General features: G+C 43.0%; 14 protein-coding genes and 1 pseudogene. 4 read left to right on the top strand and 11 right to left on the bottom strand.

Going from position 1 to position 16,408, the window contains the following annotated elements; genetic code table 11:
• Window positions 1–731: 731 nt before the first annotated feature.
• Together F6K64_RS32935 and F6K64_RS32930 are read left to right on the top strand one after the other, a co-directional pair.
• On the top strand, window positions 732–1,397 hold the full coding sequence (locus F6K64_RS32935; protein WP_083373659.1) for a pentapeptide repeat-containing protein: 666 nt from the start codon (window positions 732–734) through the stop codon (window positions 1,395–1,397).
• 123 nt (window positions 1,398–1,520) lie between these two features.
• Window positions 1,521–3,521: a DICT sensory domain-containing protein gene (locus F6K64_RS32930; RefSeq protein ID WP_071103757.1), complete on the top strand. Its 2,001-nt coding sequence runs from the start codon at window positions 1,521–1,523 to the stop codon at window positions 3,519–3,521.
• 168 nt (window positions 3,522–3,689) lie between these two features.
• Here the strand turns inward: F6K64_RS32930 and F6K64_RS32925 are convergent, their stop codons facing one another.
• Complete coding sequence (locus tag F6K64_RS32925) at window positions 3,690–4,328, bottom strand: phosphoribosylanthranilate isomerase (protein ID WP_008178396.1); 639 nt, start codon at window positions 4,326–4,328, stop codon at window positions 3,690–3,692.
• 46 nt (window positions 4,329–4,374) lie between these two features.
• On the bottom strand, window positions 4,375–4,728 hold the full coding sequence (locus F6K64_RS32920) for a YkgJ family cysteine cluster protein (protein ID WP_008178398.1): 354 nt from the start codon (window positions 4,726–4,728) through the stop codon (window positions 4,375–4,377).
• 201 nt (window positions 4,729–4,929) lie between these two features.
• Between F6K64_RS32920 and psb30 the strand changes: the two genes are divergently transcribed.
• Window positions 4,930–5,064, top strand: coding sequence for a photosystem II reaction center protein Ycf12/Psb30 (psb30, locus tag F6K64_RS32915; protein WP_008178400.1), 135 nt, complete (start codon window positions 4,930–4,932; stop codon window positions 5,062–5,064).
• A 208-nt stretch (window positions 5,065–5,272) separates the two neighbouring features.
• Here psb30 and F6K64_RS32910 read toward each other — a convergent pair whose 3' ends face one another.
• The 5 genes and pseudogenes from F6K64_RS32910 to recJ all read right to left on the bottom strand — a co-directional run bounded on the left by F6K64_RS32910 (window position 5,273) and on the right by recJ (window position 11,785).
• Window positions 5,273–8,386 carry a Crp/Fnr family transcriptional regulator gene (locus tag F6K64_RS32910; protein ID WP_008178401.1) on the bottom strand — a complete coding sequence of 1,038 codons (3,114 nt, stop codon included), beginning with the start codon at window positions 8,384–8,386 and terminating at the stop codon, window positions 5,273–5,275.
• 131 nt (window positions 8,387–8,517) lie between these two features.
• Window positions 8,518–8,640 (bottom strand): annotated as a pseudogene (locus F6K64_RS38565) (cupin domain-containing protein); the annotation flags it as partial.
• Between the two features lie 17 nt (window positions 8,641–8,657).
• A complete protein-coding gene (locus F6K64_RS32905) occupies window positions 8,658–8,879 on the bottom strand; it encodes a cupin domain-containing protein (protein ID WP_008178407.1) in 222 nt (73 codons plus the stop codon).
• Between the two features lie 173 nt (window positions 8,880–9,052).
• Window positions 9,053–9,514 (bottom strand): cupin domain-containing protein, encoded by a 462-nt coding sequence (locus tag F6K64_RS32900; RefSeq protein ID WP_008178410.1) that lies wholly within the window; start codon window positions 9,512–9,514, stop codon window positions 9,053–9,055.
• 207 nt (window positions 9,515–9,721) lie between these two features.
• On the bottom strand, window positions 9,722–11,785 hold the full coding sequence (gene recJ / locus F6K64_RS32895; RefSeq protein WP_008178412.1) for a single-stranded-DNA-specific exonuclease RecJ: 2,064 nt from the start codon (window positions 11,783–11,785) through the stop codon (window positions 9,722–9,724).
• A gap of 341 nt (window positions 11,786–12,126) precedes the next feature.
• Here recJ and F6K64_RS32890 point away from each other — a divergent pair, with 341 nt between their 5' ends.
• A complete protein-coding gene (locus tag F6K64_RS32890) occupies window positions 12,127–12,597 on the top strand; it encodes a GNAT family N-acetyltransferase (RefSeq protein WP_008178414.1) in 471 nt (156 codons plus the stop codon).
• Here F6K64_RS32890 and F6K64_RS32885 read toward each other — a convergent pair.
• The 4 genes from F6K64_RS32885 to F6K64_RS32870 form a co-directional block, all read right to left on the bottom strand.
• Window positions 12,557–13,597, bottom strand: coding sequence for a sensor histidine kinase (locus F6K64_RS32885; RefSeq protein WP_008178416.1), 1,041 nt, complete (start codon window positions 13,595–13,597; stop codon window positions 12,557–12,559). The genes F6K64_RS32890 and F6K64_RS32885 overlap by 41 nt on opposite strands.
• A gap of 363 nt (window positions 13,598–13,960) precedes the next feature.
• Window positions 13,961–14,566, bottom strand: a complete 606-nt coding sequence (locus F6K64_RS32880) for an L-threonylcarbamoyladenylate synthase (protein WP_008178418.1) — start codon at window positions 14,564–14,566, stop codon at window positions 13,961–13,963.
• Window positions 14,567–14,668: 102 nt separating this feature from the next.
• Complete coding sequence (gene prmC, locus F6K64_RS32875) at window positions 14,669–15,616, bottom strand: peptide chain release factor N(5)-glutamine methyltransferase (RefSeq protein ID WP_008178420.1); 948 nt, start codon at window positions 15,614–15,616, stop codon at window positions 14,669–14,671.
• Window positions 15,613–16,380 (bottom strand): Tic22 family protein, encoded by a 768-nt coding sequence (locus F6K64_RS32870; protein ID WP_008178422.1) that lies wholly within the window; start codon window positions 16,378–16,380, stop codon window positions 15,613–15,615. Before F6K64_RS32870 ends, prmC begins: the two co-directional genes overlap by 4 nt.
• Window positions 16,381–16,408: the final 28 nt, after the last annotated feature.

The following is a 16,408-nucleotide window of genomic DNA, read 5'->3' as shown; positions in this document are numbered from 1 at the left end:
TAGCTTTTTCATAATAGAGAACAACTCAAGTTCAATTGACTTAGTCATCCCCACTACGGGGACAATCTGAGTCGATATTTTCTTGGTTGCTCCTATTTCTTTGGGCATCGTCAATGGTTAAGTCCTATATTTTAGTTATACTCTAGCGCTAGCCAAACGTCAATGTCTGATTTGTAACACTAAATCCCGTTTTGTCCCGGGTTTAAGGGGTTTGAACGTTAGACCACAGCCTTGATTACAGCAACAGCTTATTCTCAGCTTACCCCCAAATCAGCTATTGGGCGATCAAGGGTGAAAACTGGTCTTAGATCTGAGTTAGATCTCTATTGTGGCATCGCACACCAACTCAGCAAACATTTTACCGGAGGGACAAAAAGGCAGAGGGCAGGAGGCAGAGGGCAGAAGGGGGAACGATGCTAGGGGCTTCAACCCACCAGCAATGGCAAGTCACCAAATCGAAGATTTGGCTAGGAGACTTATACCAAAGCTCCCTACGGTCGCGATAAGTACGAGGGTAGTTTCTTCTGCCTTCGTTAAAAGGACAAGGAATAGCTAGGGTTGGCTTGAAGCCGACACTTACCCGAACAGGTAAGTCTGAGATTATATCACAAATCCATTGCAGGCACCGATAAGAATAGCTTATCTCTGGATAAAACTTCCAAATATAACATAATCCTTTACATATACAAAGTATTCTTAACATTATGTTACATTAAAAGTAACACTATGTCATGTTGGCGCGGCTGCCAGCTATGGATACCCCAATGGATACTAATGAGCTTCTAGAGCGTTATTCAGCAGGTGAGAGGGATTTCCGTGGAGTAGATCTCCAGCAAATCAACCTCAGTGAAGTCAATCTTACTGGAGTAATTTTCAGACGAGTCAACCTAGCTGATGCCAACCTGAGTCTCGCGGTTTTACAGGAAGTCAACCTGAATCAGGCAAATCTGACTGGAGCGAAACTGTGGCGAACTAATTTGAAAAAAACCTCTCTGGTGGAGGCTAACTTGAGTCAGGCATTTATGATTCGGGCGAATCTCACTAGAGTAAACCTGCGCCAAGCCATTCTAACCCGAGCCGATTTAAGATTAACCGTTCTTCAGGATACCGATTTGCGAGGAGCCAATTTAACCAGGGCAGACCTACGCTACGCTGACTTAAGAGGGGCTAACTTGACTGGTGCTTGTTTGCACCAGGTAGACTTGACTAGGGCAAATCTGTGTGATGCTGACCTTTCTCAAGCAAACTTGAGTGGAGCAATTTTGAGTCAGGTAGATTTGAGACGGGTTACTCTCTCAAATGTAGATTTGGGTCAAGCTGAGCTTTCTGGGGCAACGGTACCAGATCAACTGACTAGTGAATATTCAAAATTCCAAAAGCTAACAGCTAACAACTAATAAATAATCCCTTGATCAAAAGGGTTGGTTTGATCACAAGGGTTGGTTTGATCACAAAGGTTTGTTGAGGTAAAACTATCCCCCTCATGGGTGGAGTGGGACTAATTAAGGAGGGATTTCTAGGTGAATAATCCGAATTCGTTACTGGGGGATTTACGGCAAGAGTTACCAAATCTGCGCTGCCAAATGTACTTCAAATCTTCCTTGACAGCTCTTTCTCATGCCATGGAAGACCTCGTGCTAGCAGTGGATGACTCTCCTTTGGTGATTGCCAATTTCCAGCATGAGAAGTTTTATCGTCAGGAAGTCCACCGCTATCAGCGAATTGCCCAACGTACAAACCAAGTTTATGTGCTGGCGGCACCAGAATCCGAGTCTGGCTTTGCTGTGGTTGAACAATCCTTAGAAACTATCCCCTTACACCCAAATGATGGTCTTGCCCAAGAGTGGCACCTGGTGATTTTGGCCCAGAAGTATACAGCTTGCCTAATTTGTCGAGAACAACTGACACCAGCAATTTCCATGGATCAGGGGCGCAGGTTTGAGGGATTTTGGTCCTTTGACCCCCGAGTTACCATTCATGCTGCTCGACTTTTACTCGGACGGATTGCTAGTTATCGCCCAGAACTAGCCCCAAAAGTGGAGCAGGTATGGCAGCGCTATGGTTTGACCACAGAAGTACCAGAGCAAACATTGTTGCTGACGAGTGCAGGGATTGATATTAGTATTTTTGCCCAGCGGCTGGTAACTTATCTGCAAGCTAGTCAATATAAACTCCTTAAAGCTTATCGAGTCCTCACCACCAAAGAAAGCAAGGAGCGTCTGATTAATGCCATCACCGCCACCATCCGTCGCTCCCTCAATCCCCAAGATGTTCTAGCAGCGACAGTAAAGGAGTTAGGAAACACCTTTAATTCTTGCCGTTGCCTGCTTTACCGCTGTAGTCCTAGTGACCAGCAAGCAAAAATTGAGTATGAATCCGTTGCTTCTGGTTTACCGTCCTTAACTGGACAAATGTGGTCGTTAGCAGATAATCCTCTGATTCAAGTCGCTCTAGCTCAGGAACGAGCCATTGCCGTTGTTGATGTCACTAAGGCCCCCAATTTACACAATAATCCAGCTCTCAGGACAACTATTCAACGTTGGCAGATTCGATCTTGGTTACTGGTACCAATACACTATCAAGGAACACTGCTGGGGATGCTGGAACTTCACCATGGCGGTTCCGAACCCTATCGATGGCTCGAAGACGACATTGATTTAGTAGAAGCGATCGCAACTCAAGCTGGGGTAGCCTTGAATCAAGCCCAAGCTTATACTGACTTAACTGAACTCCATAACCAACTAGAAGCCCTAGAACGAACCCGCAATAATCTAATTGCTATCGTTGGTCATGAATTACGAACTCCCTTATCAACTATCCGAGTGTGCCTAGAAAGTTTAGAGAGTGAACCAGAAATGCCAACGGAGTTTCGGCAAACTATGCTTGATACGGCGTTAACCGATGCCGAGCGCATGCGTAAACTGATTCAAGATTTCCTGACTCTCTCTAAGTTAGAAAGTGGTCAGACCTCTCGTTACCCGGAATCGATCCAGATTATCGAAGTCCTAGACTTGGCTCTTTCTGCTCTAAGATCGATTTGGTCACCAGAGACTTTACCAGAAATCAATGTTAAACTACCCTCTGTCTTACCTACAGTCTTAGCAGATGGTGAAGGGTTGGTAGAAGTCTTAACCAAACTCCTAGATAATGCCTGTAAGTTTACTGAGCCAGGGGGTAAAATCACTATCCAAGCCCAAATTAATGAAACTCAACCAGAGTCGATAGGATTCGTAACCAAGAATCGTCACCGTCATCCGATGCTAGAAGTAATTGTAGCGGATACAGGTAGGGGTATTGAACCCAGTCAGCTAGATGCCATATTTGAGAGTTTTTATCAAGAGGAAGATTCACTCCGACGCACTGTTGGTGGCACAGGTCTTGGTCTAGCTATCTGTCGTCAGATTATAAAAGGTATGGGTGGAAAAATTTGGGCTGAGTCTGAGGGGAAAAATCAAGGTAGTCAATTCCACTTTACCATTCCATTGGAATCATCCCAAACCTTGTTGAGTGTTGACTGTTGATCTTCAACCGCCTAACTTTCAATTTTTTAGAATTTAGAATTTAGAATTTAGAATTTAGAATTTAGAATTCACCATTCTGCCTTCTGCCTTCTGCCTTCACCATTCACCATTCTGCCTTCTGCCTTTACCATTCACCCTTCTGACAGACAACCTTCAACCGTTCAACCTTCAACCTTCAACTCTTGATCCTAATTTCTCCAATAACCGAGCAACCTTTTTTAAATCTTTATCACCTGGTCTTCGCTCTACACCACTGGATAGATCAATTCCACTGGGTTGCACCAAAGTGAGGGCATCTAAGACATTATCCGGTGTCAAGCCACCAGCTAGTAACCAAGGGATACTGGGACGAAATTCTTGTAGCCTTTGCCAGTCTAAGGTTTTACCAGTCCCCCCCAACATTTTTCGATGGTAAGCATCTAGTAATAGTGTATCTACACAACTTAAATAACTATGTGCTTGATTTAAACATTCTGAAGTTCTTATCCTTAACGCTTTAATAATTTCAATCTCTGGTAAAGCTTGGCGCAGCTTTTTGCAAAATTCTGGGGATTCATTACTATGCAGCTGAACGGCATTTATCCCTGACTCATCCACAATTTGACTGATTTCTTCCGTAGAGGTATTAGCAAACACACCAATGCGGTCAACTGATACGGACAAGTGGTTGACCACCCCTCGAATTTGCTGTGGTGTAACGTAACGAGGAGAGCCTGGTACACAAATAAACCCTAACGCTGTTGCTCCCAATTTTGCGATCGCATCTGCTTGTTCTGGTTTCGTAATGCCACAAATTTTTACACGCATTGTTACTTGTTACTTGTCCCTTGTTACTCGTTAATTTTAATTTTCCCTATTCCCTCCATATTTCCCGCTCAAAGCGCAGCATTTCCAGAGAGCAATCTCCATAAAGTGCTTCAATATGCTCCCAACAGCAGTCAATGGCAAAATCATTTAAATCTGCTGGCTCCACCCCATACATATCCTGAAATACCTCAGGTTCCACCCGACAGAAACGAGGTCGATGGGGATAAATACGACATTCACGGGTGGTGTGGTCGAAATTTATACACCATCCCCCCTCACCTACCATACTTAAATATAGCGCTAGCTCTTCTGGGAGAAGATATTCCTCTAATCCTGGACGCTCAGCTGGGTCAAGATGACAGCAAGCGCCACATTGCTTTACACAACTCCAAGTTGCCATAACTTTGAAAAAAGAGCTAAAAGCTTAAACTATATCTAGCTTAGCGAGTTTTCACCCGTGATAGGTGTGGTCAGGCTTGCCGTTGAGTTTTGTATATTTTTGTAAACTTACTTAAAAAAAGCAGATCATTACCCAGTAATATCTAAGGGATGGATTGTGATTAGTCACCATCGCCTTTGTTGGGTCAATTCTGGAGAACACATGTATTTAGCTTTTTTAGATTTTATAGGTAACATCGATTGGGTATTAATTGCTCAATTGACTATGCTGGCAGCTGTTGTGATTGCTGGTCCAGTGGTCATTTTCGCCCTATATGCTCTTAGAGGGGACCTTTAATCTAGGGTTGAAGGTGAGGCGGTTGTTCGCCCTTGGCGTTCGGTGTAGGGTAGGTGATGCAGTTGAAGGTTAGCCCGTTGAAGGTTGAAGGTTCGGCGTTGCTTAATAATGGAATGATTTTAAGAGTGAGGTGGAACCGGCATCTTGGTGGAACCGGCATCTTGCCGGTTATCAATATTTTCGGGCAGGCAGGATGCCCACCCTACTTCTATTCATTCCTTGATTCAGCAACGCCAAATTCTATAGGACGGCTTTTATCATCAAGTGCTTTCCAAAACAAATCAATATCATCGGTCTTGAAACGTTGTGCCATGCGATAAACCCCTGGTTCTATACCTTTTTCAGTCGTCGCAAGTTTGACCAAACCCAGGAGTTGCATTGTGACAATTGGATCAATATATTCTGTTTTTACGCCTTTCTCATGTTTAGCAAAAAAGTTGATCACAAAACCATCTGCTAACAGTACTAATCTTTTAGATTGACCATTAAATTGAATATCATAGACCGTACCAATATCATCATGAAAGGATTTGTGAATTGAAATATTCTTTTTGATCTGATGCCGAATCCATTCAACCAAACCAGAAACCCATGTACTAGATTCGACATCCTTTAAACCCATGCTCTTGATCAATTCAGGATAATCTTTTAGTTTAGCTACTAGAGAATCAGATGTTTCCGAAGAAGAAAGCACTTGATGAATGACTTGAGTCTCACTATCTGAAATAAAACACAACTTCTGCTCATAATATCTCTTGTACCAGATTAACTGTTGATGAATATCGATTGTATTTTCGGAAATAATTTCTAATAACTCGTCTAGAAAAACTATTGCCTTTCTAAATTCATAATCCTTCGATGAACCACTGGTAAGAATCAGTTCATCTACAAGATATCCGATATTTTTTCTAGTCAAAAACCCATTGATATCCAGCTCATCCAACACAAGGGAGCCGGTAACACCAATAATTGTATCAATGTGGTTTTGAATAAGGCGCGTTACTTTTCGGAAAGATAGTATTTGTTCAGGAACTAATAAGGTTACCTTTTTGAAGCAATTTTGCTTACTAAAGATTTGACTCATTCCTTGGCCATTGGGTAACAGTTCGATTTTCTCAGGGACATACCCATATTGCTGACGGATAGATTCCCATAAACCATTCAACGTATTTGTTTGATACCATAGCGTCTGCAAGGAAGATTCTGGGCTGGGGAAAGCATTAGTTATAACTAATTCATTAAAAGATTCGTACTTGGGAGAGGGTGAGAAAAATTCTAGCACCGATTTCTCAATCTTATCGCTATACAATTGAGGGTGACGCTCACCAAAAGGTAAATCGACAATCACTGGTAAACAGGTGTCTTCAACAATATATCTGCCCAAATTTAAATAATCAACTTTTGTGGCAGCATAGGGAAATCTTTGACTGTCAATTTCTCTAGAAAATGCTTGATCGACAATATCTACAGCAAAAACATGACTTGTACTATTTTGCATTTCTGTCAGTTCTTCAACCAATCGGGTTCCGATTGCACCATTACCTCCGATGACCGCTACTTTCCGTGTTTCAAATGTCGGCAATCCTAATCGGCCTAAAGCTGTTGAAGTTGAGTCAATAATTGCTTGTGAAACCCCTTTTGTTTCGAAAATTAGCTTGATGTCATCCCGTGCTGTAGAAAGCACAGGAAGCAAAGCTTTTCCTTGATAATATTCTATAGCGGCTCGGTCTCTTTTTTCCCCAGCAGTAGTTACTTCAACAGCACCAATAATAATATTTTTATCGACAGCATTCTTGAACAGAGAATGTAAACCATGATTTGGATCTTGATAAATTTGATAAATTAAAGGTACAGCATATCCTCCATCTTCATAAATCAACAGTTTTTTATTTTGTTTGATACATGTTTGAATGCAGCGAACGAGTTCCGTTTCAACTAACGCTGTCATTGCACTCATATAGTTTCGATTAACTTCCGATTTTTCATACAGGTTAACAAATAACTTTTCATCAGTATTTGGGAGAAAAGAGGACTGCTTAAAGTCAAACTTGTATTGCGTTGGCTTGATCGGGTGTTGAATCATACGTAAACATCGATAGGTTTGACCAGAAACATGATCTAACATCCTCATAATCGGCCAATTACTTTCACCATAGGGAATCCCAATAAATGCATCAATGTTAAACCCTAAGGCATCCAGGGTTTGTAAAGTCATGACAACTTCATGAGTCCGATGGTGAAGCACAAAGAGATGATAGGGGTTACTACGCTGAAGACTTAATTTTTCTGGTAAATTATCATAAACATTATGCTGAATTGGCATATTAATGCTTGATATTAACTCTTCAACTTGTTTGCTAACAGACGGTTCATTCTGGCTTATATAGATAAAAATATTAGCTGTTATTGTTGAAGAGGCTTGATCATAATGTATGCCTTTGACTTCCCATTTAATAAAAAAGGTTTGCTGATGTGAATCGTACTTCTTATGGACAACCAGGCAACCGGATTTTCCTAAATTACCAGGGGTACAGATCACCTCAAATATATCTTTAGGGAGGTCTTCATTTATATGATTATTTCCAATCTGATCAAAGAGGGTATTTAAAACCATTACACCAGAAGGAGTTCCTGGTTCTAAAACTTTTTGAAGTATATTGGGAGTTGAAAAAAATGCCAGATCAATGTCTTCTTTATTGGGAACAACACCTGAAATTGAGTCCAAACCTGACAACATAAAGTGATGTTGATCTCTGATGATGAGCTTTTTGTTTAAGGGAATAATACTATCACATTGATAGGCTTCGGCAGAAAGTTCTTCACATAAAAAATAAAGGTAGTAATTGCTGAGAGCTTGTTGAGCAACTAATGAATTGCGTTCCCGAACTTTAGCAGAGAGAATAGTTGCAATATTTTGGGTAATTTTATAACCAATATCAGGATCATCTTGATAGAGTCTGGCCAATGCGTCTTTTGAAAATCGTAATAATTTGGTGTCCTTTGAAGCACATATTGCTGAATTAGGAGAAGTAGATTTATCAATTAAAGAGATTTCTCCCAAGGATGTTCCCTGAATTTTCTCCGCAATTTTTTTCAGTCCAATTGTTCCTTCTTCCACATTTCCCTGCAAAGCTGGGTCGATCATAATATCAACTTGGCCTTCTAGGACAACATAGAGATCGTGACTGTCTGTTCCTTCGTCAAAAATATGCTCACCATATTGATATTGCTTAATTTCACTAATTTCTAATATCCTTTGATGCTGTGGCTCGGTCAGACCTTTAAAGACAAGAAGTTGTGCTAATAGGTTTTCGATATTCATTTTTTAAATTTCCAATTCAGAGATTGTTTGATGGGTTTTTCAGACCCTGGTGCTTTTTTTATTCCCATGTACGCAATTGTACTATAGGTTAAAGAATTTAAGGTCTTAGGATGAAGATTGGAAGTTATCAATTACTGTTTAACATATGGGGCTAGCTGATCCCACAGGTTAGGAAATTGCTGACGGAATGTTTCAGGTTGAGCAATCTCCATGTCACGGAATTCAAAGCCAGGTGCAACGGCTTCCCCCAGGAGTCCAAACTCTCCTTCTTCTAAGACCGCAGCTTTCCAGTAACCACTGGAAGAATCTGGGGTGTTTCTCCTTTTGCCAGATCCATGCCGAGTTTGAACTTTTGCAAGGTTCCGTTGGGATCAAGAACTAGATAGAGAACGGGAGAACCTGCATGGAAGTAGTGCATAATGTCAGACTTATTGATATGAAAGTGATCAATAGGGCGATCATCTGTCAGCAGGTAGTATATAGAAGTCAACACTGCCCGTGATGACCCTTCTCTATCGGTTTCAATTATTGTTTTAGAACGATAAGTTTATGAATAATAGCCTCCTTCAGGATGCATTTGCATGCCCAACTTTTGAATTAGGTCGTGTTTATTCATAATCTTGTATGGGGATAGGTAAAAATTTTGGGTTCTGTAGTAAGAGCCTATCAAGGAAGGACTAGCTGGCGCAATTCTGGTGCAACAGAGAAGAGAAGTTGCGCTTCTTTTGAGCCACTATCGATAAGCTCAAAACCTGAAAATTTAAAGCCTGGTGCAACGGAACAACCCACCAAAACACTACCTTGAATGGGTACTGCTGCCTGCCACACACCTGAAGGTACAACGTAGCAGAACTGGTTTTCTTCAGATGATAATGTAATACGTTGTGGTGGTGAATCGGTACCATCCCAGAGGTAGAGGTAGATACCCGTGCCTTTGTATAAATTCCAAACTTCATCCCCAATAACCCGATGAAACCGACTCTTTTCATCTTGGTTCAGAGAAAAGTAAATATGAGTAAGAGCAGACTTCACGCTAGAATCACTTGCAGTTACTGAAATCTTTGATCGAAATACCTCCTGATATCTTCCGCCTTCTGGGTGTTCTATCAACTCAAGTGGTTTAGTCATGAGTATTTAATTATATCTTTCAGATTTCAAACAATATACTATGTTAGTAGAGTAGCATTTCAACTTCAGTTAACCACCAAACAGCCAACTCCCAGTAGCTACCTCATCGAATTGCCAAAAGAATAAGAAAAGCTCGTGTTTTTTGTTGGTGTCGCTAACCCCACCTAAATGCAAGATTATAGGTGGGAACTGTACGAGACATTTTGTTCAACTGAGTCCCAACGCACGAGTTGCTGCTTTGATCAACGGGTAGTAGGGCGGTTTAGTGACATTAACTTCTATAGCATCTTCCCGTTTAGTACCCAAAAGTCCAATGCGTTGTCCTTTCTGAATCGCTAGGACTTTTCCTTCCGGGTTTCTAATTCTTAGTTCGTTTAAAGATTCCCAGAGGCTACAGGTGTAACGGCGCTGATTGTAATAAAATTCCGCTTTCTTGGTAGTTGAGGTAGTAGTAACTGTACTAGTAACTACGGGTAGACGGACACCAACTAACTCTAACTCAATGGTCGTGTTGCCCTCCCAATGATGCTCTCGCAACTTGTAGGCAATATCCACTCGCCGAGGTAAAGGGAAGTATTCCCCCCAACGCCAAGCAATAGCCTGAATCGTGACTGGTTGGTTGTCCTGATTCAAAGTAAGCTTAATGTGTCCCTTACCAACCACTCGTTGTTCAAGGATTTGAACATTGGCACTCCAAAAGACAGGGTCCCGATTGCCAATGCCACAGGGGTGAAGCAGATCTAATTGCTGGTAGAGGTTAGAGGTAATTTGAGAGAATTCTAGGCTAGCGTCGATACTAACTAGGGGTTTGAGGTGTTCAGGTTTTAGAGATTGATGGGCAAAACCGCTAAGGGATTGTTCAAAGGCGCTTAAGTTCTCAGCAGGTAGGGAAAATCCACCAGCTGCTTTGTGTCCTCCATATTTACCCAGTAAGTCTTTACAGAACTCTAAGGCTTCAAAAATATTGAATTCAGTGATGCCCCTTGCTGAACCACGAATGTGTTGTTGGTCGTTGTCTTCATAGGTTCCAATAAAGACTGGGACACCATAGCGCTCTACTAATCGGGAGGCAACAATCCCAATCACTCCATGATGCCAATTCGGTTGGACAATCACTAATACCCGCTTCTGTTGCCAATCTAGTCCAGTGTCTTCAATAAATGCGATCGCATCTTGTTCAATATCAGCACACAATTGCTGACGCCGTTGGTTCACTTGTTCACACTGCATTGCCCTCTCACGTGCTACTTCCGGTGCAGTAGTCGTCAGCAGTTCAATTACAATTTGGGGATCCGATAAGCGACCAATAGCGTTAATTCTTGGTCCTAGTCTAAACCCAATATCCTCTGGCTTGAGGGATTTTTGGTCATCTTTGACCCCAGTTATCTCGATTAATGCTTGAACTCCTGCTAATTGAGATTGAGGCAATAACCCTAAGCCTCGCTTTAACCAACGTCGGTTGATACCGGTTAAAGGGGCTAAATCCGCAATAGTTCCCAGAGTAAATAGTTCTAACAGCTGTTGGGTCAAGCCTTTGAGTTGACCCAGTTCTTGTGCTAGACAGATAGCTAAAATGTAAGCTATCCCTACACCCGCTAAACTTCGGTAGGGTGACTCTTCCGGCAGTTGCTTAGGATTGAGAATGGCATCAGCGTCTGGAAGTTCTGGAGGTAGGTCATGGTGGTCAGTTACAATAACCGTTATTCCAAGTTCTACAGCTCTAGCAATAGGTTCATGGGCAGCAATACCATTATCAACCGTTAAAATCACACCCACCCCTTCCTCCGCAAATTCTTCCACAATCCGTGTATTGATGCCATAACCCTCTGTCATCCGGCTGGGTATGGCGTAGTCTACATCAGCCCCCAACCAGCGTAATGCTCTGAGTAACAAAGCCGTGCTGGTCATGCCATCAGCATCGTAGTCTCCACAGATAGCGATTTTTTCTTGATTTGCGATCGCTTCAGTGAGCATCCCGACACTAATTGCCAAATCGGGAAATTCATCAATCGGTGCAGGCATCACCTGAGATAGGGGATTGAGGAAAACCTCGGCTTGTTCAGAGGTTTCAATGCCCCGATTGATCAGGAGTTGAGCGATTAGGGGGGAAATGCCTCTAGCTTGGGCGAGTTGGTCAGCTTGTTCAGTTTTGAGGGGGGCAATTTCCCAACGCTGATTAGGCAATTGGGCATGGGGTTTGGATGGGGTGGGTGAGAGGTGGTTGTGCACAGGTGTCGTGATCGAACAACAATAGCCCATACTACCACCCATACTATCAGTTATTGAATTTGACCGAAATAATTACAATAGGTTATAATCTTAACATTTTGTAATACTCAGCTGCCTGGGTTTGTCAAGCCAGAGATCACCTATCGATAGATATATCTTTAACAGCTATCTGCAAACCCCTTTAATCCTGATTAATTGTCAATTTTAAATTGTTAATTAATCAGGAAAAATTGTCTGGTTTCTATTACTTAACCGTAGTCAATAGGACAGGCTCTGAACCCTATTTTAAATTAAAATTTTTTTATTAAACTTCCCGACTAAAATCAGGAAAGTAAGTCAATTTCAAGGCACGTTTAACAAAATCAGAAGGAACTTTGGTAACTATGGATTACCGCCATATTCAGTTTTGCGATCGCAAATCTCAAATCGACTATTACCAGCTACAGCAATTGTTTAACCTAGGTGCTTTTTGGGCAAAAGACCGAAAAATCGAGGATTGGCAAGTTGCGATCGCTAACAGTAATCCTGTCATCAGCGTTTGGGATAACCAGAAGCTGATTGGATTAGCTAGAGCTACCTCTGACGGAATTTATCGGGGAACCATTTGGGATGTCGTTATCCATCCAGACTATCGAGGAGCTGGGCTAGGGCGTAAGCTAGTGGAAACCGTACTCTCTCATCCTCAGATGAGCCGAGTAGAGAGAGTTTATCTGATGACCACCCATCAACAAAGTTTTTACGAACGCATTGGTTTTGAGGTGAACTCCAGTACCACAATGGTATTGTACAATCAGCCTCTAGCTACTCCAGTGCCTAGTAAGGCTCTACAATCTCAGGAATCCCCTGGGGTATAGAAACTTGAAACCGGGTAAGATTCTCAGCAGAGGTATCATTGTCAGCTTCTTCACTGGGGACCGCTAATACTTCTATACGCCCCTGCATCACTTCCAAGAGTGTTTGAATCATCAACAAGGTCAGTCCAGATGAAGTGGATACCGTTTCACTGGGCTGTTTTGATTGATCTGGTGGTAATTGCAATAAATCAACAGCTTCAGCCCAACAGCTGATAGCACAGGGCATATCAATCCAGATGGAAACTGTTTCAGATTTAGAGGAGAGTGTAGTCGAAACTTTAATTTCACCACTGCTTATCTGAGTAATCGCAGTATCCACAATCATTAGTAATGCTTGTCGAAAACGCCGTGGATCTACTAAAACGTGAATTTGGGGGTCAGGTGGAACTATTTGCAGTTGGAGATTGCGATTGGCAGCTTGCAAATAGGTCAGACGATAGAGGTCTTCCAACAGCTGCTTCAAGGGGACTGAGCAAATCTCCAAAACGTTAGTACCGTGTTCAGTTTTAGCTACAGCAGTCACCTCATCAAGCAGTTTGACCATAGTATGGGCAGAGGCGTTAGCCTGGTTCACAAATTCTCTCTCTTCTTCTGGAGACTCACACAGATCCGACAAAATCAACTGATGTAAACCAATCAACCGACTCAGAGGCGATCGCAACTCGTGGGAAGTTCGTGCCAAAAATCCGGCTTTAAACTGGCTCATTTCCATTGCCATTTGGTAAGCCAATTGATTTTGCTTGAATTCCTGTTTCAGACCCTGGATTTCTTCAGCATCAGTATCAGTTTGATGGCATCCAGAGGTCTTTGAGTCTGTGCTTTCATGGAGGTGCGACCCAAGGCCGGGGAACCCGGCCATTGGAAAGCGCACCTTAAGGTGCGACCCAAGGCCGGGGAACCCGGCCATTGGAAAGCGCACCTTTAAAAATTTCCGGAAGCGACTCCCCATAACTCCTAACCCAATGCCTACTAGCAAATAGATCAGATCTGTCTCACCCATGCTTATTAAGTCTTGCCACACTAAAAACGTCAACAGGTGCGACCCGAAGGTGCGACCCTAGGCCGCGAGGGATTGCTCGCGGCCTTGGAGGCGCGACAATCGCGCGAATTTAATTCGCCAAGGTCAAGCGCACCTAACAAAATTGAAGGATAAAGAATGAAGGTTGAAGATTGTACTGCTGGTAATCGACAAGGGTAGAGTTGGGTAGGCAACGAGGCTAAAAAAATACCTGTTGCTGAGTAACCAATCGATAGAACCTTTTCAGGATTCCTTCACAATTCAGGGTTCCTTCACAATTCAAACTTCATACTTTTTTGTCAGATCTTTTTAAGGATAGCTAGTTTTTTTAAAAGGTGAGTAGAACTATTCAAACTCTGAATCGTCTAATTCAATCCCTCCAGCACGCAAAATTTCCCAGCCACTGCTGGTCCATTTGGCAACAGTAGACGGGACGCCAATCTTGTCTGGTTTGATCGCTTCTAACTCAGCTGGCTGGAGGGTCAATACCTCGGGAAACTGCACCTCAACCGCTGCCATTGTTTGTAAAGGTGGCTCGCCTGAGTAATTAGCACTGGTAGTTGCCAACGGACCAGTCTTGGACAAAATTGCGATCGCTATCCTGGAAGCTGGCACACGCACCCCAATAGTAGTCGGGTCAGAAGGATTCATAACGGTAGGTACTTTATCTGAAGCGGGTAAAACCAATGTTAATGCTCCTGGCCAATACTTAACAGCCATGTGTTCCCAAATCGACCTCTGTGCGGAAGTACCTTGAACAAATGGCCAAAGAGACTTAGGAGATGCCCCCATCAAAATCAAAGGTTTGTCTTGAGGACGCCGCTTTGCCTCAAACACCAACTCTGACTTGTGCGGTAGCACTGCTAGTGCTGGTACTGTATCTGTCGGAAAACTTACCAGCTTACCTGAGAGAGCCCCGGAAATCAGGGTAGCCATAGAAACTTGGGTCATTGCTCACCAGCACACTAAAAAGTAGAAGCTATCACGTCAAAGGTAAAAGCTTGGGAAAATTCTCCAAAGCTTTTTACCTGTGGGCATCTATGCATACCTTGTTTATACTTCATACTTCCTATAAGCTAGAGCAAAGCGGTCAATACCTGCTAAATCTGGAAATATCTGGATCTCAGAGTAACTGCCATGGTTTTGGAGTAGTTGAACAACCTTGTCCGCTTGTCCTGCCATCATTTCAATTAACCAAACACCGCCTGGGCGCAGATAATCCCCAGACATGTCAATCAGCTGTCGGATACAGTCTAGACCATCCCTGCCACCGTCGAGGGCAATATGGGGTTCATGGTAGTATATTTCTGGTTGTAGCTGTTTGAGGGAGTTACTAGGTATATAAGGTGGGTTTGCCACCATACCACTTAACTGACCTTTCAAGGCTTCTAGAGGTGAATACCAATAACCATGGTAGAACTTAATTTTTTCTGCCATGCCCAACTGTTGAGCATTCAATTGAGCGATGGCAAGGGCTTCTTCAGTGCAATCAACGGCATGAATAGTCCCATGGGGAAATACCTCTGCCAGTCCACAAGCGATCGCTCCACTACCAGTCCCCAAATCCGCCCAGTGTCCTGATGATAAGTCAGGTGTAGAGCTCATAGCTACACCATTGACCGCCAGATCAATCAGGGATTCAGTTTCTGGGCGGGGAATCAGGACAGCTGGGGAAACTCTCAAGGAGAAATGACGCCAAGGAGTAACCCCAGCTAGGTATTGAACTGGGCATCGCTGATGGATACGCTTTTGCCACAGTTGGGTGAGTACAGGTAGAGGTTGGGAAAGTTGAATAGTTGAGTTTTCAGTGGCTTGCCCTAACAAGGAACACTGTTGCCATGACTCCAAGCGTAGCACTAATGGGTCAAGCTCAGCTACCTCCTTTAGCAACCAGTCCACTTCAGCTGTAGGGACACCTGCCTCGGCGGCAGACTTGCAGGCATCTTGACGCCACTGCCAGAGTTCTTTTCCCGAGACCACCCACCGCTGACCCATAATCATTGATTTGGACGTTGGAGTTGATTTTGGGACAGACCTTGCAAAAATTTCAGGGATTCCTGGGATGGCACTAGTACGATTTTCTCTAGCTGCTGATCGTTGCTGTCCTGTAAGGTTTTTATAACGCCCTCTAGAGGCACTACCTCTATCTTAACCTGGGAGTTAGGGTCTTGCTGCTTATAGCGATTCACTATACTCTGCAATTGCTCTTTGTTAAAAAAGAACGGAATTGATGAGACCCCATTTTGTTGAATGGTTAGGTATCCGCTGTTGCTAGCTTCTTTGGCCACAAACAGCGGTACGCCCTGAAATGGCTTTTTTTCTTGACCATTTTGGTTCCAGATCGCTTGTGCCTGCTTTACCTGCTGTTGGTTTGGTATGTAGGCAAAATTTAAACCATTGGGAACAGTGCGATTCTTTTGATTTTGCTCATGAACTTCCCCCAAAGATACAGGCACTACTTGAACCTTGTTACCTAGTTGAGGATTCTCCTGCTTTAAACGCTGTACAAAGGCATTAGCATCTTCTTGGCTAATAAACACACCTGCCACTGAGGTAGTCTTCTTTTGATCTTGCTGATCTGGAATTGAGGCTACTAGTGGCGAACCTTTAGTATCAGTAACTGCAAATACAGGTACAGGTGTCAACTTTTCTCTTACCTGCTCTTCGGTCAGAGCCAGTGCCGCTAAATTTTCCGCACTCACTGAGCCTAGTAAGGCACTCCCTACTAAACTTAATGTTGTGCCCCAACGGAACAATGATTTCATAGAAATTACCTCGAATTTTAACGAAGAA

It is taken from the genome of Moorena sp. SIO3A2, assembly GCF_010672265.1.
Lineage (GTDB): Bacteria > Cyanobacteriota > Cyanobacteriia > Cyanobacteriales > Coleofasciculaceae > Moorena > Moorena producens.
The sequence above is the reverse complement of the archived record's forward strand: the minus strand, read 5'-3'. Positions and strand labels throughout refer to the sequence as shown.

Excerpts from the sequence above, each read along its gene's own strand:
- F6K64_RS32885 (WP_008178416.1), bottom strand. The coding sequence starts at position 13,597 with ATGGGTGAGACAGATCTGATCTATTTGCTAGTAGGCATTGGGTTAGGA.
- F6K64_RS32935 (WP_083373659.1), top strand. The coding sequence starts at position 732 with ATGTTGGCGCGGCTGCCAGCTATGGATACCCCAATGGATACTAATGAG.
- F6K64_RS32880 (WP_008178418.1), bottom strand. The coding sequence starts at position 14,566 with ATGACCCAAGTTTCTATGGCTACCCTGATTTCCGGGGCTCTCTCAGGT.
- F6K64_RS32890 (WP_008178414.1), top strand. The coding sequence starts at position 12,127 with ATGGATTACCGCCATATTCAGTTTTGCGATCGCAAATCTCAAATCGAC.
- F6K64_RS32900 (WP_008178410.1), bottom strand. The coding sequence starts at position 9,514 with ATGACTAAACCACTTGAGTTGATAGAACACCCAGAAGGCGGAAGATAT.
- F6K64_RS32920 (WP_008178398.1), bottom strand. The coding sequence starts at position 4,728 with ATGGCAACTTGGAGTTGTGTAAAGCAATGTGGCGCTTGCTGTCATCTT.
- F6K64_RS32870 (WP_008178422.1), bottom strand. The coding sequence starts at position 16,380 with ATGAAATCATTGTTCCGTTGGGGCACAACATTAAGTTTAGTAGGGAGT.
- F6K64_RS32910 (WP_008178401.1), bottom strand. The coding sequence starts at position 8,386 with ATGAATATCGAAAACCTATTAGCACAACTTCTTGTCTTTAAAGGTCTG.
- prmC (WP_008178420.1), bottom strand. The coding sequence starts at position 15,616 with ATGATTATGGGTCAGCGGTGGGTGGTCTCGGGAAAAGAACTCTGGCAG.
- F6K64_RS32925 (WP_008178396.1), bottom strand. The coding sequence starts at position 4,328 with ATGCGTGTAAAAATTTGTGGCATTACGAAACCAGAACAAGCAGATGCG.
- recJ (WP_008178412.1), bottom strand. The coding sequence starts at position 11,785 with ATGGGTGGTAGTATGGGCTATTGTTGTTCGATCACGACACCTGTGCAC.
- psb30 (WP_008178400.1), top strand. The coding sequence starts at position 4,930 with ATGTATTTAGCTTTTTTAGATTTTATAGGTAACATCGATTGGGTATTA.